The organism is Aminobacterium mobile DSM 12262 (genome assembly GCF_000526395.1).
Taxonomy (GTDB): domain Bacteria; phylum Synergistota; class Synergistia; order Synergistales; family Aminobacteriaceae; genus Aminobacterium; species Aminobacterium mobile.
Window position 1 is genome coordinate 1,254,258 of record NZ_JAFZ01000001.1, and the last position, 18,525, is coordinate 1,272,782.

Annotated in this window: 20 protein-coding genes; 19 read left to right on the forward strand and 1 reads right to left on the reverse strand. The window is 43.0% G+C overall.

All coding sequences use genetic code 11. From position 1 onward, the window contains the following. Position 1: 1 nt before the first annotated feature. The 9 genes from murA to argF all read left to right on the forward strand — a co-directional run bounded on the left by murA (position 2) and on the right by argF (position 8,682). Positions 2 to 1,309: a UDP-N-acetylglucosamine 1-carboxyvinyltransferase gene (murA, locus tag K360_RS0106155; RefSeq protein WP_024822296.1), complete on the forward strand. Its 1,308-nt coding sequence runs from the start codon at positions 2 to 4 to the stop codon at positions 1,307 to 1,309. A 106-nt stretch (positions 1,310 to 1,415) separates the two neighbouring features. Then, the gene (locus K360_RS0106160; protein ID WP_024822297.1) at positions 1,416 to 2,264 is read left to right on the forward strand and encodes a P-loop NTPase family protein; all 849 of its coding nucleotides are present in this window, start codon (positions 1,416 to 1,418) and stop codon (positions 2,262 to 2,264) included. Next, complete coding sequence (locus tag K360_RS0106165; RefSeq protein WP_084043890.1) at positions 2,261 to 2,917, forward strand: uracil-DNA glycosylase; 657 nt, start codon at positions 2,261 to 2,263, stop codon at positions 2,915 to 2,917. Before K360_RS0106160 ends, K360_RS0106165 begins: the two co-directional genes overlap by 4 nt. Further along, on the forward strand, positions 2,910 to 3,626 hold the full coding sequence (gene uppS / locus K360_RS0106170; RefSeq protein ID WP_024822299.1) for a polyprenyl diphosphate synthase: 717 nt from the start codon (positions 2,910 to 2,912) through the stop codon (positions 3,624 to 3,626). The genes K360_RS0106165 and uppS overlap by 8 nt, the downstream gene beginning before the upstream one ends. Further along, positions 3,607 to 4,431 (forward strand): phosphatidate cytidylyltransferase, encoded by an 825-nt coding sequence (locus tag K360_RS0106175; RefSeq protein WP_024822300.1) that lies wholly within the window; start codon positions 3,607 to 3,609, stop codon positions 4,429 to 4,431. Before uppS ends, K360_RS0106175 begins: the two co-directional genes overlap by 20 nt. Next, positions 4,428 to 5,588: a 1-deoxy-D-xylulose-5-phosphate reductoisomerase gene (gene dxr / locus K360_RS0106180; protein ID WP_051461112.1), complete on the forward strand. Its 1,161-nt coding sequence runs from the start codon at positions 4,428 to 4,430 to the stop codon at positions 5,586 to 5,588. The genes K360_RS0106175 and dxr overlap by 4 nt, the downstream gene beginning before the upstream one ends. Positions 5,589 to 5,602: 14 nt before the next feature. Continuing rightward, on the forward strand, positions 5,603 to 6,637 hold the full coding sequence (gene rseP, locus K360_RS0106185) for an RIP metalloprotease RseP (protein ID WP_024822302.1): 1,035 nt from the start codon (positions 5,603 to 5,605) through the stop codon (positions 6,635 to 6,637). 18 nt (positions 6,638 to 6,655) lie between these two features. Continuing rightward, entirely contained in the window at positions 6,656 to 7,765 is a 1,110-nt protein-coding gene (gene ispG / locus K360_RS0106190; RefSeq protein ID WP_024822303.1) for a (E)-4-hydroxy-3-methylbut-2-enyl-diphosphate synthase, read from the forward strand. Next, complete coding sequence (gene argF / locus K360_RS0106195) at positions 7,732 to 8,682, forward strand: ornithine carbamoyltransferase (protein ID WP_024822304.1); 951 nt, start codon at positions 7,732 to 7,734, stop codon at positions 8,680 to 8,682. The genes ispG and argF overlap by 34 nt, the downstream gene beginning before the upstream one ends. A 278-nt stretch (positions 8,683 to 8,960) precedes the next feature. Here the strand turns inward: argF and nikR are convergent, their stop codons facing one another. Continuing rightward, positions 8,961 to 9,368 carry a nickel-responsive transcriptional regulator NikR gene (nikR, locus tag K360_RS0106205; protein WP_024822306.1) on the reverse strand — a complete coding sequence of 136 codons (408 nt, stop codon included), beginning with the start codon at positions 9,366 to 9,368 and terminating at the stop codon, positions 8,961 to 8,963. Between the two features lie 300 nt (positions 9,369 to 9,668). On the opposite strand from nikR, the gene nadE reads away from it, so the two are divergent. Genes nadE through amrS form a run of 10 tightly spaced genes read left to right on the forward strand, consistent with a single transcriptional unit; the run spans position 9,669 to position 18,523 of the window. Beyond that, a complete protein-coding gene (gene nadE / locus K360_RS0106210) occupies positions 9,669 to 10,415 on the forward strand; it encodes an NAD(+) synthase (RefSeq protein ID WP_024822307.1) in 747 nt (248 codons plus the stop codon). A gap of 37 nt (positions 10,416 to 10,452) precedes the next feature. Beyond that, positions 10,453 to 11,208: a YebC/PmpR family DNA-binding transcriptional regulator gene (locus K360_RS0106215; RefSeq protein WP_024822308.1), complete on the forward strand. Its 756-nt coding sequence runs from the start codon at positions 10,453 to 10,455 to the stop codon at positions 11,206 to 11,208. After that, on the forward strand, positions 11,195 to 11,725 hold the full coding sequence (ruvC, locus tag K360_RS0106220; RefSeq protein ID WP_024822309.1) for a crossover junction endodeoxyribonuclease RuvC: 531 nt from the start codon (positions 11,195 to 11,197) through the stop codon (positions 11,723 to 11,725). Before K360_RS0106215 ends, ruvC begins: the two co-directional genes overlap by 14 nt. Then, positions 11,719 to 12,324, forward strand: a complete 606-nt coding sequence (gene ruvA / locus K360_RS0106225) for a Holliday junction branch migration protein RuvA (RefSeq protein ID WP_034326307.1) — start codon at positions 11,719 to 11,721, stop codon at positions 12,322 to 12,324. Before ruvC ends, ruvA begins: the two co-directional genes overlap by 7 nt. Before the next feature lie 10 nt (positions 12,325 to 12,334). Next, positions 12,335 to 13,390, forward strand: a complete 1,056-nt coding sequence (gene ruvB, locus K360_RS0106230; protein ID WP_024822311.1) for a Holliday junction branch migration DNA helicase RuvB — start codon at positions 12,335 to 12,337, stop codon at positions 13,388 to 13,390. Next, entirely contained in the window at positions 13,391 to 13,615 is a 225-nt protein-coding gene (locus tag K360_RS0106235; RefSeq protein WP_024822312.1) for a DUF2905 domain-containing protein, read from the forward strand. It begins immediately after the preceding gene. Positions 13,616 to 13,661: 46 nt separating this feature from the next. Continuing rightward, the gene (locus tag K360_RS0106240; RefSeq protein WP_024822313.1) at positions 13,662 to 15,104 is read left to right on the forward strand and encodes a SpoIID/LytB domain-containing protein; all 1,443 of its coding nucleotides are present in this window, start codon (positions 13,662 to 13,664) and stop codon (positions 15,102 to 15,104) included. 16 nt (positions 15,105 to 15,120) lie between these two features. Next, positions 15,121 to 16,173: a tRNA preQ1(34) S-adenosylmethionine ribosyltransferase-isomerase QueA gene (queA, locus tag K360_RS0106245; protein ID WP_024822314.1), complete on the forward strand. Its 1,053-nt coding sequence runs from the start codon at positions 15,121 to 15,123 to the stop codon at positions 16,171 to 16,173. 26 nt (positions 16,174 to 16,199) lie between these two features. Continuing rightward, positions 16,200 to 17,525, forward strand: coding sequence for an AmmeMemoRadiSam system protein A (gene amrA, locus K360_RS0106250; protein ID WP_024822315.1), 1,326 nt, complete (start codon positions 16,200 to 16,202; stop codon positions 17,523 to 17,525). Next, complete coding sequence (amrS, locus tag K360_RS0106255; RefSeq protein ID WP_024822316.1) at positions 17,522 to 18,523, forward strand: AmmeMemoRadiSam system radical SAM enzyme; 1,002 nt, start codon at positions 17,522 to 17,524, stop codon at positions 18,521 to 18,523. The genes amrA and amrS overlap by 4 nt, the downstream gene beginning before the upstream one ends. The last annotated feature ends 2 nt before the right edge of the window (positions 18,524 to 18,525 follow it).

Consider the following 18,525-nt stretch of genomic DNA (forward strand, 5'->3'; position numbering starts at 1 on the left):
GATGGACTATAAAATGAAAATTGCTGGCGGAATTCCGCTCCATGGAAAAATAGAAGCACAAGGAGCTAAAAATGCCGCTTTGCCTGTTATGGCTGCTTCTCTTCTATTAAAAGATGCCACGCTTCGGATTCATAAGGTCCCCCGCCTTCATGATGTTATAACCATGGCTGATCTTCTTCGGGATCTTGGCGCCGATATATTTTATGAAAAAGGTGAAATGTCTATCTCTATACCTGAAGAGCTATCGTGGGAAACGCCTGCGAATCTAGTTCGGAAAATGCGCGCCTCTTCCCTCGTTCTTGGGCCATTATTAGCTCGTTGTGGACGAGCCATATTGCCCCTGCCAGGCGGCTGTTCCATCGGAAGTCGTCCCATCGACCTGCACCTTAAGGGGCTCTCCCGCATGGGTGCTACGATAGATCTTGTTCATGGTGCCGTTCACGCGACTGCCAACGGTCTTAAAGGTTGTCGCATCTATCTCGACTTTCCTTCAGTAGGAGCCACAGAAAATCTTCTCATGGCCGCCGTATTTGCCCAAGGGGAGACGGTGCTTGAAAATACAGCACGTGAACCGGAAATTACAAATCTGGTACAAACACTCAAAGCCATGGGAGCCATTATTGAAGAGGATGGGACTGGTGTCATTAGAATTCAAGGAGTTGACGAACTACACGGGGAAGAAATAACTGTCATTCCTGATCGCATAGAAGCATGCACTTATATTCTCGCAGCTATTATTACTGGTGGGGAAGTGGAGATAACGAATATTATTCCCCAACATATAGACTCTCTTCTGGCTAAACTGGAAGAAGCTGGGGCCAACTTCACAGTGGAACAAGATAGAGTTTTAGTTCATCCTGTCAAACGGCTGAAAGCTGTCTCCCTGAAGACATTGCCTTATCCAGGATTTCCAACCGACTTGCAACCTCAGGTTATGGCAACCCTTGCTTTAGCTGAAGGGGCAAGTGTTATTCAGGAAGGCGTTTTCCAATCGCGGTTCCTCCACGTAAGTGAACTGAATAAAATGGGGGCAAAGATAGAGTTGCAGGGGAATACCGCTGTTGTAACAGGAGTAGAACAACTTATAGGGGCTGACGTCAATGCTACTGATTTGCGGGCAGGTGCCGCTCTTATACTCGCTGGCTTAGCAGCTAAAGACGAGACATCGGTGTTCCATATTGGCCATGTATGGCGCGGTTACGAAGACATGGATCTAAAGCTTCAGCAACTTGGTGGTCGAGTTGAAGTTATTCCTACAGAGCCCTTGAGCACAAAAGTTAATGGGGCTGTACGAAAAGAAGAAGCATAAACAACAAAAAAAATAGGAGAGGGGGAAAGAACGCTAACGTACAAAACATTTATGTTACCCCCTCTCTTCTTTTTTTCAGTAAAATGGACATAGGCAAGGTGATGATATGGATTCAACTCTACACAAAAAGAACCAAGAGCAAGGAATCCAAATAATTGCTTTTGTAGGGCCAGCTGGCACTGGTAAAAGTCAGAGGGCACAATTTGTCGCTAAAGAAAATAACGTCGATTACATTATTGACGATGGTCTTGTTATCTCCCGAGGTCGTATTATGGCCGGAAAGAGCGCAAAATCTGAGAAAAATCTTGTCAGAGCCATACGCAGAGCTCTCTTTGAATTTCCAGATCACCGGGAAGAGGTTATGGGCTTCTTACGCCAACACTCCCCTTGTAAAGTGATGATTATAGCTACATCATCTGCCATGGCAGACAAAATTGTTCGCAGATTACAGCTTCCTCGTCCTGAGAATTTTATTCACATCAGTGATGTGGCTTCTCCGGAAGATATAAAAAATGCTCGAAAAGAAAGACGGACCAAGGGACAACATGTTATCCCCGTATCTCGCGCTCAAATTCGCCGTAACTTTGCTGGAAAACTCGTAGGGCATTTACGGGATCTTTTTAAAACCACTGATCGTGAAGAAGGGGAACGGACCATCGTTCGTCCGCCTTTTAATTTTTACGGAGAGTTAAGTATCAGTCCCCAAGCCATAGTAGATATAATACAATATCTTACGAAACGAACCGTTCAAGTCTACAAAGTACTAGATATTAAAGTGCGTCCAGCAGATGAAGCCGTAGAGATAGTCATCATAGTATCTCTTACTACGGGAGAACATACTTTTTTTGATATAGGAAATAAAATCCGGTGGAAAAGTGCACGAGCTATCCGATATTTCACCGGTATGGATATTCAAAAAGTCAACATTCTCGTCAATGGAGTGTTTATAAAATGATGGAAGAAAAAAGGTATACCCCTACGTTAACATCTATAGAGAAAACAAGAGAGAAAGCTTGGGGTAAATTATTAGAAAATATTACAACGTGTGAAAAATGCGCTCTATGTAAAACTCGGAAACATGTGGTTCCAGGAGAAGGGGCTGTAAAAAGTTTATTAATGTTTGTAGGGGAAGGACCTGGCTTTGATGAAGATGAACAGGGGCGCCCTTTCGTAGGAAAAGCCGGACAGCTTCTCACTAAAATATTAAAAGCAGCTGATATTTCTCGAAAGGATGTTTACATTACAAATGTGGTAAAGTGCAGACCTCCCGAGAATAGAGTCCCAACTATAGAAGAAATGATGGTTTGTAACAAGTATCTGGAAGCTCAAATCGCACTTATTCAACCTGCGATTATTGTATGTCTTGGGAATACTCCCACAAAATGGTTTTTAAAAACTTCTGAAGGCATTACCTCTCTACGTGGGCAATGGTTTCAATGGCGTGGAATAGATCTCATGCCTCTTTTTCATCCTAGTTACCTTCTTAGAAATGATTCAAGAAGAAAAGGAAGTCCCAAAGATCTTACATGGAGAGATATTCGGGTTGTAAAACAGCATCTCGACGAATTATTAGAAAAACGGAATGGAGGACATATAGAGAATGTCTGATTCTCCAAGAGAAGAGATCTTCTCTTCTCTTCAACATATAGCCATTATTATGGACGGGAATGGAAGATGGGCTCAACGTCGCCATCTTCCACGTCTTTTAGGGCATCGAGCTGGGGTTAAAGCCGTAGAGAGGATAGTACGAGCAACAACCTCTTATCATATTCCCTATTTATCACTTTACGCTTTTTCCACAGAAAATTGGAAGCGGCCACAAACAGAAGTGAAAGGGCTTATGTCGCTTTTTAAATTTTATATCCGTAAAAAAATCGATGAACTTCGAGAAGAAGGGGTACGTCTTCGTTTTGCAGGAAGAATACAAGGCGTTCCTGATGATATTCGTGAAATCATGTACCAAGCAGAAAATATTACTAAGGATGGAGAACGCTTACAACTGATTGTCTGTTTAAATTACGGGGGCAGACAGGAAATCCTAGATGCCATCCAACATATCGTCAGAGAAAGCGATGGCACGGACATTACAGATGAAACTTTCAGGAAGTATCTCTACCTCCCAGATGTTCCCGACCCAGATCTTATAATACGAACCAGCGGAGAACAACGTCTTAGCAACTTTTGGCTTTGGCAGGGAGCCTACAGTGAACTATATTTCACATCAGTGTTATGGCCTGATTTCACAGAAAAAACCTTAAAAGACGCCATAGATTCATTTGAAAAGAGGGATCGACGTTATGGTGGCATTCAAAGCTAAGTCCCAAGAACTTGCTCTGCGAGCTTTTAGCGGCTTTATTATAGGAGCCCTCATTCTGTCTGCTATTTATTACGGTGGACGAACATGGTTTCTTTTAGCCTCTATAATTAGCCTCATCTCTCTGTGGGAATATTATCAACTTCTTTCGAAGAAATTTAGAGTATCCAAGGGAATAGGGTTTCTCGCCGGTATTTTGGTCCTTTTGGCTTCAGCGGAATACCTTCGTCCTGCATCTATTTTAATTATTTTTACCCTTACTTCTTTTGTACTATTTATGATAGAAATATTACGTCGCCAATTTTCTCAGGTTAGTTACGCTATTTGGAACGTAGGCGGAACTTTATCTGGGCTCATTTATATTATTTTGCCGTGGAGTTATATGGTGCTTTTACGAGCTCATCCTATTGGTCAAACTCTCCTTTTCTCCCTGTTCCTCTGTACATGGAGTTGCGACATAGCCGCATATCTCGTAGGGACGCGATGGGGTCGCAATAAGTTCTGCGAAGCTGTTAGCCCTAAAAAAACATGGGAAGGTTTTGCAGGGGGAGCTGGTGCAAGCATCCTCATTTCAGCGGCAGTGGCATACCATTGTTCGTTACCCCCTATCCCGCTGTTAGGTATTGGCGCTATATGCGGTATCGCAGGCCAGCTTGGTGACTTGGTAGAATCCTTAATCAAGAGAGAAGCGGAGGTAAAAGACAGCGGACACCTCATCCCTGGACATGGGGGGTTTCTTGACCGTTTTGATAGTATTTTAATTAATGGAACATTGACATTCTTCTTGTTTGGAGTGATCCTTTCTTGAAAAATAGACGTATAAAGCTTGCTGTCATAGGCGCTACAGGGAGTGTAGGAAGTGCTGTGTTAGATGTTTGTCGTGCATTTCCAGACTCCTTTGAGGTTGTATTTTTAGCAGCTCATAGCGCTGTGAACAAAATGATAAATATCGCACAAGATTTCCATCCGGAAGCTGTTGTTTTAACTAACCCTCATGCAGCATCCCTATTTAAGGGGAAGGGGTGTTCTATTCCTGTTTTTTCAGGGGATGAAGCTCTATATACCATGGCTACTCATCCCCATGTTGATCACGTAGTTTTTGCTTCTTCAGGGACAGCCGCTATTAAAGCCCTCCAGGGTGCCCTCAAAGAAGGGAAAGAAGTATCTCTCGCCAATAAAGAGAGTATTGTTGTGGGAGGGCCGTGGGTAATGCCTCTCGTAAAAAGAGATTCTCAACTCCGCCCTTTAGATAGCGAACATAATGCTATTTGGCAATGTTTGAGAGGAGAGATGGAACGCGAGGTCTCAAAAATTTACCTCACGGCTTCTGGTGGGCCTTTTCGAACGTTTACGCACAAAGAATTGGAATCTGTTACTCCTTCCATGGCTATAGCCCATCCTGTATGGAGCATGGGGCATAAATTGAGTATAGACAGCGCCACGCTTATGAACAAAGGAATAGAATTAATAGAAGCTATGTTTTTGTTTCGATTACAGAGCAAGCAAGTAGATGCTGTGATCTCTCCTGGTTCTGTTGTTCACGGCGTCGTCCAATTTATTGATGGATCTATGAAAATGCTTGCTTCTACACCTGACATGCGCCTATCTGCCGCTTCCGCTCTCGGCTACCCAGAGCGACTGAGAGCCATGTCTTTTGTTCCGGAGCTTTCTTTAAAAGAACTCGCTATCAATTTTTATCCCCCGAATGAAAAGCTCTTCCCATGTTTAGCTCTAGCCAAAGAAGCCGCTCGAAGGCTTGGCCCCTACCCCGCATTGCTTATAGGCGCTGATGAAGGAGCTATAGAAGCTTTTGTAAAAAATAAAATTACTTTTACGCAAATTCCCTTAGTGATAGAGAAGGCAATGGCGCTGTATAATGGAGGAACCCCAACATCTCTAGATGAATGTATTGAGATTTCCCAATGGGCGCAACACTCTGTTCAAGAAATAACAGGGGGTAAATAAGGAGAATAGTACATATGATCAGTATATTGTCATTTATAGTAGTCATAGGAATATGTGTTATATCTCATGAATTTGGGCACTATATTACGGCTAAAGCCTGTAGTGTTCAGGTTCATGAATTTTCTTTTGGGATGGGTCCAGTCCTCTGGAAACACAAAATAGAAAGGACACTATGGTCTGTTCGTGCTTTCCCCATCGGCGGATTTGTCCGGCTAGCTGGTATGGAAGAAGAACAGCCGGAAGAAAATGTAATCCCTGGCAAGGGGTTCAATGATAAAAAAGCGTGGCAGAGGTTTCTTATCCTTTTTAACGGTCCTCTTGTTAATGTTTTTTTAGCCATAATACTCACTGCTTTCTTCCTTTCTGGCCACGGCGTAGTAAATATGACTTCTACTGCTGTAGGATCAATTATGGAAAATCTTCCTGCTCAGGCTGAGGGGTTACAAGCAGGAGATTTAATTTTATCTGTCAATGGGGAATCTGTTTCTAATTGGGTAGAGATGGCTCGTTCTATTCGAGAAGCAGCTTCTACAGGACCTGTTACGCTAGAAATCGAACGAGAGGGTACTCGCTTTCAGAAAACCATTTCCATTCCGTTTAATTCCACATATGGTGCAGCTCTTCTCGGGGTACGACCTCCTTTCGTTCAATACGGAGCTTTTACCGCGTTAAAGAATGCTTTTTCTTATACTGTATCTATGAGTATCGAAATGATACAAGGGATCATTCGCTGGGCTCTTCGCGCACAAGATGTCGAAGTTACAGGCCCTATTGGCATAGCAACTATGGCTGGAGAAGCGGCGAAACAAGGGATATGGACGTTTATCTCATTTTTGGCTCTCATCAATCTGAATCTTGGGCTTATTAACCTGTTCCCTTTCCCTGCTCTTGATGGTGGACGGCTTGTATTTATATTAGGAGAAATTGCTACACGGAAAAGATTGCCGGAACGAGTTGAAAATTATATCCATTTTGTAGGCTTCGTGCTTCTTATTTCCCTGATCCTCTTCATTACATGGAAAGACATCAGTCGCATATTTAGCCTATAAAAAGGGGAGATAGCTGGTATGACTACGAACATTGTATCTATTGGCGGTTTAACTATAGGAGGACAAGCCCCCATACGTGTCGAAAGTATGCTGAAATTTCCTTTGTCAGATTATGATATGTGCCTTCGCCAATGTAATTTATTACAGGAATCTGGTTGTGAGCTTCTTCGCGTAGCTTTTCCAGAAAACTCTTTATATCGTTCTCTATGTCGCCTAAACAAAGAAAGCAATATTCCAATTATGGCCGATATCCATTTCGATCCAGAGCTAGCTATTTTAGCTATGGAAGCTGGTTGCCCCTCCATTCGTATTAATCCCGGGAATATGCCTCCCAATAAACTGGAAGGAGTTATACGGAAAGCGCAAGAGTCTGGAACTGTCATTCGTATAGGAGCTAATAGCGGTTCCATTAATACTCGACAATTACAAAAAACCAATGGAGATCGAGGGAAAGCCCTCGCTTTCGCAGTAGAAGAACAGCTCACCATTTTACAACGTTACGGGTTTGAGCAAATTATACTTTCAGCTAAATCTACTAATATAGCTGAAACAGTGCAAGCGAACATGTACCTTGTCCAGAAATATTCAACCTTCCCTATTCATATTGGCATAACTGAAGCAGGCCCTGGCGCACGAGGACTTGTTCGAAGTGCAGCTGGTCTATCCCTTTTGCTTGCCCAAGGGATAGGAAATACGTTGCGTGTCAGTCTTACAGCAGATTCTCTTTTAGAAGTAGAAGCTGGCTACGAAATTCTCCGCTCCCTTGGCTTGAGAGAAAAAGGAGTTCACCTTATTTCATGCCCTACATGCGGACGGAAACGAATTGATGTAGCTTCTATAGTTGAAAAAATTAAGCCGCTACTCACGCAGGTACCCAACGGAATCACCGTAGCTGTTATGGGGTGCGAAGTCAATGGACCACGAGAAGCTAAATCTGCAGACATAGGAGTAGCTGGCTCTCCTCGGGGGATGATCCTTTTTACACAAGGACGAATAGTAGGGGAATGTACAATAGAGGACCTTCCTATTAAATTAGTTGCTCTTATAGAAGAAATAAAAAAAGAAAAAAAGCTTAAAGGAGAGGGGAAACACTCATGCCTATCAGTCTCAAGGGAAGACATTTTTTAACTCTGAAAGATTTTACAGAACAAGAGATCTATTATCTTCTGGACTTAGCTTCAAAATTGAAAGCTAAGAAAAGGGCAGGGATACGGGGAGATTTGCTTGCGGGAAAGAATATAGCATTACTCTTCGAGAAGGCTTCTACTCGAACTCGCTGTGCTTTTACAGTAGCCTGTATTGATGAAGGTGGACATGCTGAATATCTCGGGAAAAACGACATCCATCTTGGCGGCAAAGAAGATGTAAAAGATACAGCACGCGTTCTGGGCAGGATGTTCGACGGAATCGAATTTCGAGGGTATAAACAATCAGTGGTAGAAGAGTTAGCTCAATATGCGGGTGTTCCTGTATGGAATGGCCTTACAGATACATATCACCCTACACAAATACTGGCAGATTTCCTGACGCTTCAAGAGAATTTCGGTACAAATCTAGAGGGGATACGACTTGTCTATATAGGAGACGGTCGTAACAATATGGCAAATTCTCTCATGATCGGATCGGCTAAACTAGGTCTTCACTTCACCATTTGTGCCCCATCTTCTCTCTTCCCTGAAGAACGCCTCTATCAAGAATGTTTAGCTTTGGCAAGCAAAACTGGTGGGGCCATATCTTTAAAGCAGGATCCTAAAGAGGCTGTTAAGGGAGCTCATGCTCTTTATACAGATGTGTGGGCCTCTATGGGAGAGGAAGCCCAGCAAGAGGCAAGAGAAGCATTGCTGCGTCCTTACCAAATCAATACAGAACTTATGGAAGCGACAGGAAACCCGCAAACTATCTTTCTTCATTGCCTTCCAGCCTATAAAGGCAAGGAAGTGACAGAAGAAGTCTTTGAATCTAGGGCTTCTAAGGTTTTTGATGAGGCTGAAAATCGTCTTCACACTATCAAGGCTGTTATGGTAGCCACCATCGGTAATCTTTAATCTCTCTTGATTCATACACCTCGTGGGGGTATGATATTCCCGATTATGACATGGAGGGATGGATATGGCAGAGAATAAAAGAATTTTTCGATGCGCATCCTGCGGAACTATTTTTGAACAACCAAAAGGTATGTCGCCTATAAAGTGCCCGCAATGCCGGGGGAAAGTACTCATTTTGTTAGAGGGAGAATCTCTTGGGAAAAAAGGGTGCGGAGGCTCATGTACTTCTTGTTCATCAGGTTGAGGTGTTTAAAGATAAGGGCGGCAGTTGCCGCCCTTTAAACTGTTGTAGTAATAGCTGCATCAGCGCTATTAATGCCTTTGATAGAAGAAATAGCAGTTACAAAACTACGGATTTTTTTCGCGGGACCTCGTAACACTATGGCCTCTAGACAGTGAGAATGATCGAGATGTACGTGAGTAGAGCACACGATAATATCTCCAAAGTCATGTTGTAGCTGGGTCAGCTCTGCTGATGTGTCATAAGAATGGTGATCATATAAAATAGTCAGTGTTCCAGAAACTTTTCCTTCCCCTTCCTCCCATCTATTTCTTGAAATAGATTGACGAATCAGCTGACGTAAGGCATTAGAGCGGTTAGGAATTCCAGATCGCTGAATCCACTTGTCGAATTCCTCTAAAAGGGATTCTGGTACAGCCACTCCAAAGCGAACTAACTTTTCCACCTCTACACAGCCTCCTTTAGCACATATAAGCGCTATTTGCACATACCAAATTATAAATGGACTCTTATTATATTAACACCATTATATTTTATTTATCGAGAATACGAGCGAAGGGGAAACGTGTTCCATAGTATTATTTTCTTCTCTTCAAACAGTTTCTTTGATCTTCATCAGCGAAGAAAATATTACTGAAAAAATGGCCTTTCGTGTTACAATTAATAGCCGCTAGTTAGCAGGATCAGTATATAAACAACAGAGTTTATCTGATATGCTAGAATTTAAGAAAGGGAAGGTATTTATATGGCAGAGACATATATTCGTTCTCCACAAAAAATTGTCGCTACCATCGAAAAGTGGTTGGCAGAACGAGTTCAAGAAGCTGGGGCCTACGGAGGAATCGTAGGTCTAAGTGGTGGTATTGACTCAGCCGTAGTTGCCGTTCTCTTGAAAAAAGTTTTTTATAATCAGATGCTCGCTGTTATCATGCCATGCCACAGCATTCCCAAAGATAGAGAGGATGCGGAAGAACTTATCGACATCTTTAAATTACCCTCAGCTGTCGTAGATCTAACGCCGACATATGACAGATTGGTAAGAGCATTACGTCAAGTGGAGGAGAACATAGAACCTCTAGCCTTATCTAATATAAAGCCACGGTTGCGAATGACAACTCTATACGCTCTTGCCCAATCTAAAGGCTACCTTGTCTGTGGAGCAAGCAACAAAGCCGAGTTAACTATTGGGTATTTTACTAAGCATGGTGACTCCGGCACAGACCTTCTCCCTATAGGCGATCTGCTCAAAGAAGAAGTTCGCCATACTGCAGCGTACATTGGCATCCCTGAAAAAATCATCCAGAAACCTCCATCGGCAGGATTGTGGAAAGGGCAAACTGATGAGAAAGAAATGGGTCTCAATTACATCGATATAGATCAATATATAGCTACAGGAAAAGTGGGATCTGACATTCAACTACAGATTGAAAAGCGAATTCGCAGATCTCAACATAAGCGAAACATGCCTCCAATCTGTTTGATTTCGGAATAAAAAGACATATTTTATAATTATTAAGAGGTGATTGTTCATGTCTGGACATTCAAAGTGGGCTAATATAAAACACAGAAAAGCTGCTCAAGATGCTAAGAGAGGGAATTTGTTCCAAAAGTTAGTACGAGCCATTATCGTCGCTGCTAAAAATGGAGGGGGAGATCCCTCTATGAATATTCAGCTGAAAACGGCTATCGATAGAGCCCGTGCTGCGAGCGTTCCTAACGACAACATAGATAGAGCTATAAAACGCGGTACTGGAGAAATAGAGGGCGCTAACTATGAAGAAATTACATATGAGGGGTACGGCTCTAATGGTATAGCTCTTATGATAGAAGCTCTTACCGACAATAGAAATAGAACAGCTGCTGATATGAGAGCTATTTTATCCCGCGGCGGTGGTTCTCTTGGGGAATCAGGATGTGTAGCCTGGATGTTCGAGAGAAAAGGGATAGTAGAGGTAAAAGGGGAAAATCTTGACGAAGAAGCTCTATTAATGGCTTGCCTGGATGCTGGCGCGGAAGATATGGAAACCCAAGAAGATGGGTATATTATTTACACTGACTCCAGCGCTGTGAACGATGTTCAGGAAGCTCTAAAAAAAGCAGGGTATGCAGTTACTCGAGCTGAAACTGATATGATTCCCAATAGTACTATAGCTATAGAAGCAAAAGAACAGGCTGTAAAAATTCTGAGACTCATGGATAATCTGGAAGAACATGATGACGTCCAGAATGTATATGCCAATTTCGACATTCCGGATGAACTTATGGCACAAATTGAAGCAGAATAAGAGTTCACCTGCCGTTTGTCTGGGGGTAGATCCAGGACTAGGGCGAGTAGGATTTGCCTTTATCCTTAAAGAAGGGCATTCCTTTACTGCTGTAGAATATGGGTGTATAGAAACTCCGCCCCGAACAGATGTTTCGCAAAGGCTCGAAATGATATATGACAAACTTGGGGAGCGGATCCGTTGCTGCTCCCCTGATTTTATGTCAGTCGAAAGCTTGTTTTTTGGAAGAAATACCACCACGGCTGGGAATGTATGGCAAGCTCGAGGCATAGTCTTGTTGTTGGCATCTCAATATCAATTACCTCTCTATGAGCCCAAACCAGCGCAGATTAAGATGGCAGTATGCGGTTCGGGATCTGCAGATAAAAAACAGGTACAAAGGATGGTTCAACGATTATTGAACCTCAAAGAAAAACCAAAACCTGACGATACAGCAGACGCATTAGCAATTGCTATTACAGGTTTTGCGCTGCATTCTTATGCTCAAAGGACTGGGGTTGGTGATCGACTGTGCTAAGAAGTATAGAAGGGAAAGTGTTGCATCTTGGAGAAGAAGGCGTCATTCTTGATGTAAATGGGTTGGGCTTCGATATTCTATGCTCTGGCAGTGCCTTACGGTTATGTGAGGAGAAAGAGGTAGTCCGTCTCACTACCTACCTGCAAATAACAGATAATGGAGCTTCTCTCTTCGGCTTTTCCTGTGAACAGGAACGAAATATATTCTTAAAGCTCATTACTGTAAAGGGGGTAGGAGGACGTGTGGGGTTAGCTATCCTTCGTTCTCTAAATCCCAGCCAAGTAATAAGAGCTGTTGCGACATCAGATCTCGACACTTTTTTGCAGGTACCAGGAGTGGGAAAGAAAACAGCAGAACGCCTTTGTTTCGAACTTAAACGTCATATTACTGAAGACATGCTAGCAGATTTTGAAGATATTGATCTACCTGTCGTGGAGGTTCGGAATACAGTGGCTGCAGCCCTTCGCTCCCTTGGATTCTCACAAAACGAAGTCTATGGCGCAATGAATCGTCTAAAAAGACAAATGGGCGCAGATTTTGACGCTGCTACGGAAGAGATATTGCTTAAGGGAGCTCTTCGTGAATTAAAGCGGAACTGAGGTGAATCGCGTGCCATTTTCAGAAGAAGAAAGAACGAGTTTTTATGATCTGCAACAAGATGAAACCACAGATGAATTGACTCTTCGTCCATCTAATTTGAAAGACTTTGTAGGCCAACAAAAACTCAAAGAAAAGTTATCCATTTACATACAAGCTGCGCTACAGCGGAAAGAAGCTCTGGACCATATCCTCTTTTACGGTCCCCCCGGGTTGGGTAAAACAACACTTGCAGGTATTATTGCTCGCGAAATGGGAGGACAACTTCGAGTTACAACCGGTCCTGCTTTGGAAAAAGCTGGGGATTTGGCTGCTATACTCTCTAATCTTGAGCCATATGACGTGCTTTTCATTGATGAAATCCATCGTCTGCCTGCAAGCGTGGAAGAGATATTATATCCAGGGATGGAGGACTATAACCTCCATATTATAGTGGGGAAAGGACCTCTTGCTAATAATATATGCCTTTCTCTTCCTCCGTTTACTCTGGTGGGAGCTACTACTCGATTAGGACTTCTTACGTCGCCTCTTCGAGCTCGTTTTGGTATTGTCGAACAACTCACTCTTTATAACGAAAACGAGATTGCCGATATAGTGGAGCGGGGAGCGAAGGTTTTGGGTGTCTCGATAGAGCCGGAAGCTGCTTTGGAGATCGCCCGGCGTTCCAGAGGCACACCTCGGGTTGCTATCAGGCTACTAAAGCGCGTAAGGGATGTGGCTGAAGTCCGACAATCATCTTTCATAACAAATGCGTTGGCTGCTGCCGCCTTAAATATGCTCGGCCTCGATTCCCTTGGTCTTGATGACGGAGACCGGCGGATCCTCAGAGTCATTGTGGACCTTTTTGATGGAGGGCCAGTAGGGCTCTCTACCGTGGCTGCTGCACTAAATGAGGAGAGCCAAACCATCGAAGATATTTATGAACCTTATTTGATACAAAAAGGGCTTATTGAACGAACTCCTCGAGGGAGGAAAGCCACGCGCAACGGATACCTTTATCTTGGAGAAACTCCTCCCGACGATAAAATAAATCAGTTGAAATTTTATGGCGAGGAGGAAGGGAACTAAATGCAAGACATCGGAAAAATTTTTATCTTTATCGGTATAGTTCTAGTGATAGCTGGCATTGCTTTCTTGCTCTTTAGCAAACTTAATCTTCCTCTAGGGCGTTTGCCTGGCGACATAACATATACTAAGAAAAATGTAACAATTTTTGCCCCCATAACAACAATGCTTATAATCAGCATTGTCTTGACGCTCGTGCTTAACATTATAAATCGCTGGATAAAATAATATAATATTTAGAAGAACCCAAAAAAAGAGGAGGTTCCTATCCGTAATGAAGCTTTTGACCCCGATAAAACGTATAGTATTTACTGTGCTATTCCTTTTCAACCTCATAGGATGGCCTTTAAACTGGATGGCTCCAGTGGAAGCTGCTTCACAACCTATTCGAATCGGAGTAGGGATAGGCCTCTCGCAGGCAGTTATTTCCTCAGGCTCTCCCATTATTTTGAAAGAAGCTTCCGGGAAAAAATATCGAGCTAATAAAGCAATTACTATTAGATGGGCTGGAAATAACCGCGTAGCCATAGGGAAACATTCTTTAAAACTCCCCTTAATTTTAACGAGTTCCAATCCGCTCGCTTATAATAAAGTCCGATATCGTGGATATATCAAAATAGAGGGGAATGGCAACTCTTTTAGCATAGTCAACGTGCTCGATGTGGAAGACTATGTGAGAGGAGTCCTCAAAATGGAAACAAACCCGGCTTGGCCTTTAGAATCTCTTAAAGCTCAGGCTATTATATCTAGAACATATGCTCTTAAAAATATAGGGAAATATGGAAGCAAGGGGTTTGATCTCACGGCCACCCCCGATTGTCAAGTATATCGAGGCATCAATGCCGAAACACCACAAACAGATAGAGCGGTGAAAGAGACTGTGGGAATCGTAGTAACATATGGCTCAGACTTGGCCCTGACTCCTTTTCACTCTGATAGTGGAGGAGCCACAGCTAATGTAGCAGAGGTATGGAACAGTTCTATCCCATACTTAAAAGGGGTACAGGAAGCCATTTCGTATTCATCTCCTTATTCTACGTGGGAAGTTTCTCTCTCCCCGCAACAAATTCAGTCGGCTCTTAGTAAAATCGGAGTTCAGGTAGGACAGATACAGAGCATTGAAATCGGGCAGCAAGATTCTTTTGGAAGAACAGTTTCTCTTGTGCTGAGGGGAAGCCAGGGGGCAACCCAGATAAAATCCAACCAATTCAGAATGGCTATAGGGCCTACTGTGTTAAGGAGCACTTTCTTCTCCGCCGTTAATGGTCAACATCTTTCTTTGAAAGCCCAATCGGTGCCTAATTCACCTGTCCCCCCCTCTGCACCCGAACAACGCAATAATGTCGGTATTACGAACAGTGATGGCCCGTTAACCTTTGAAGAAGAACAGACTATGATCGATCTCACAAAACAAGGAGCTTTTTCCAGCCACGAAATGATCGACATGCTCATGAACCCTGAAAAGAAAAAATTGTACCTTTTAAAAGCTCTTAAACAAGGGGAACCAAAAAAACAAAGCAATTCTGTCATTACAAATACAAAATCTGGGGCAGGACAGATTCGACCGTCTTCTGGAGGTTTTGTGTTCAAGGGCAGAGGGTGGGGGCATGGGGTAGGTCTCTCCCAGTGGGGGGCAAAAAGCCTAGCAGAAAACGGTTGGAAATACTCTCAAATATTGCAACACTATTACCCTGGGACAAAACTTTCAAGACGATAGAAGGCGAAGACTTTTTATGGCTCAAATAGATCTTTTTGACATTGAATCATATGCATATGAACTTCCAGAGAAGTTGATTGCACAGAACCCAGTTTCACCCCGTAACCATTCGAGACTTCTTGTATTAGATCGGCATACGGGCACTATGACTCACACATATTTTTACGAACTTGAGCACTTTCTCAAAGAAGGAGATGTGCTCGTCCTTAACGATACTCGAGTTATCCCAGCCCGTCTCTATGGTGTAAAAGAAAAGGGAACAGCCCACGTAGAGATTTTGTTACTCAAACCATTAGATGCTACGTGGACATGCTGGGAAGCCTTGGTTCGGCCAGGGCGTCGCCTGAAAAAAGGTAGCGCTGTACGCCTTAAAAATGGCGTTTTAGTTAGTATAGAAAATGCTCTTTCAGAAGGAGTCCGAGTTGTGAGGTTCCCGGAAGAGAGTAATGTACTCTCTCTTCTTGAGGAAATAGGAGAAATTCCATTCCCTCCTTATATAAAACATACGTCTGCATCTTCATCTGACTACCAAACAGTTTTTGCGAAAAGGAATGGTTCTTCTGCTGCACCTACGGCTAGTTTACATTTTACCCAGGCACAGCTACAACATTTAGTAGAGGAACACGGGATTACCTTGGCGTGGGTTACTTTGCATGTAGGGCTTGGAACATTTCGACCAGTGCAGGTATCAGATATCCGGCAACACAATATACATAAAGAGTATTGTGAGGTTCCTGAATCTACGGCATCGCTCATACGCAAGGCAAAAGCAGAGAAGCGACGTGTCATTGCCTCTGGAACAACTGTGGCAAGAACGCTGGAAAGCATGTCTGTTGATAATGAAGAGGTGATACAACAAGGCTGCAAAAACACCTCTCTTTTTATTTATCCTGGCTATAATTTTAAAATAGTTGATGGACTTATAACAAACTTCCATCTGCCTCGTAGCACTCTCTTAATGCTTGTTGCAGCTTTAGCTGGATACGATAATATTATGAATGCCTATAAAACTGCAGTAGAGAAAGAGTATCGATTTTTTTCTTTTGGCGATGCCATGTTTATTTGTTGATGTAAATAAGAAAGGAGGCTTTTCATATGTGGAAATGGGCATGTCTCGTTCCTCATCCTCCTATCATCGTTCCGGAAGTAGGCCATGGAAGAGAAAAAGAGGCACATCAAACTCTTAATGGAATGAAGGAATTAACCTATCATCTAAAAAACCAGAAACCTGATATCTTATTTCTTCTTTCCCCTCATGCTCCTCAAGGCTCTGGCCTTTTTTTTCTCGAAACATCTTGTTATGCTGGAGATCTTTCAATGTTTGGAGCTCCTCAAGTGTCTGTGGAAATAAAAAGCGATGGAGAGAAATGCAAAGCGCTCTATAGCTTTTTACAAGGAGAAGTACCGATAAGTCATGTACAGAAAGAGAAAGTATTTCTCGATCATGCCTCGTTAGTACCCCTTTATTTTTTCCATAAAGCGTGGGGCGTTTTTCCCACACTCATCGTAGCAAACCCCATGGGTCTTTCTCTGAAGGAGGCTCTTAAAACTGGAGAGATCCTACAAAAGTTTAAAAGACCTGGAGAAAGTTGGGGGCTTATAGCCAGCGGTGATTTATCGCATCGAGTCACTCGCGATGCGCCAGCTGGATATTCCCCTTTAGGCTCTTTTTTTGATGAACAAGTAGTTCATGCCATAAAGATGTCAGATCCTGAAATTCTACTTGATCTCCCTTCCCGCACTATTTATGAGGCAGGGGAATGTGGGCTCAGATCAGCGCTCGTATTTCTTGCGCTCTCAGGGGAAAAAGCTAAACCCAAATTACTTTCTTATGAAGCACCTTTTGGGGTTGGATATGCCACAGCTATAGCTGTGTTCCCTTGGAAAACATACCCCTCTTTAGCCCGACACGCTATAGAAACATACGTGAGAGAGGGGGAAAGACTTTCACTTCAGGACGTGGAAAAACTCGCGCCACAAGAAAGTCTACAAAGTAAAAAAGCTTGTTTTGTTTCTCTTAAAACATTAAAAGGGGAACTTCGGGGGTGCATTGGAACCATCGCCCCGGTTCGATCTTCCCTGGCTTGGGAAGTAGTAGAGAACGCTATAGCAGCTGCTACTGAAGATCCACGCTTTTTACCAGTCCGCCCTGAGGAATTACCTAATCTTACTGTCTCCATAGACATATTGAGTGAACCCGAAGTAATCCGCAACGTAGAAGAACTTGATCCCAAACAATATGGAGTCATTGTCTCCAAAGGAAACCGGCGAGGAGTATTGCTTCCTGATCTCGAGGGAATTACCCTAGCCAGCCAGCAAATACAAATTGCAGCTCAAAAGGCCGGCATTACTACCCTTGATGGCATCTCTATCTCCCGATTTACCGTCCATCGATATCCGGAAAGGGAAGATACTCCATGACGTATCAAGCTTTATGGTGGCACAAAGAAGGGGAGAGAATTATTTGTGATCTCTGCCCTCACAGGTGCTCTTTAAAAAAAGGACAAAAAGGATTATGCGGCGTACGCATCCATCGAGGAGAGGCTGGACTTTTTAGCTTAAATTATGGTCTTGTTTCTTCCATGGCTCTTGACCCAGTAGAAAAAAAACCTCTTTATCATTGGAATCCAGGAACCGAAATTTTTTCTATAGGGAGTATTGGTTGCAATATGCATTGCCCTTTCTGTCAAAATTGGGAGATATCTACATGTTCTTCAACGGTCCCCTTAACCTACATTCCTTCGTCTGACCTTCTTCGTCTTGTTCGTAAAGAGCAGGTTCGTTCTGTGGCATTTACATATAATGAGCCTCTCATTTGGTATGAATATGTGATGGATACAGCCCAAATACTGAAAAAAGAAGGGATTCCTGTAGTCTTGGTCTCTAATGGTATGATAAACGAGGCGCCATTAAAAGATCTTTTGCCGTATGTAGATGCTGCCAACATTGATGTGAAGGCCTTTGACGAGGAAACATATCGATTTATGGGAGGAAATCTTAACACTGTTAAACAAACAGTAGAGACAATGATTACAGCAGGAATACATGTAGAATTAACAAGCCTTATTGTTACGGGAATTCATAAAGATACCCTTTGGATTGAATCATTGGCGAAGTGGGCAGCGTCTCTTTCCCCTTCCATGGTTCTTCATATATCTCGATATTTTCCATGCTATAAATGGAATGAAAAGCCCACTCCCATCACTATGCTGAGAGAGGCCAAGAGTCGGGCAGAAAAGCATTTGCATTTCGTTTATTTAGGAAATGTAACAGAAACAGTTTTTACTCTCTGTCCTTCATGTAAAGCAACAATATTGGAGCGTCGAGGATACAATACATATATTCAAGCTATGGATAGAGAAGGTCGTTGTGCTAAATGCGGCTTCCCCATAGTTACTCTTACTGGAAATGAGGATTAAAA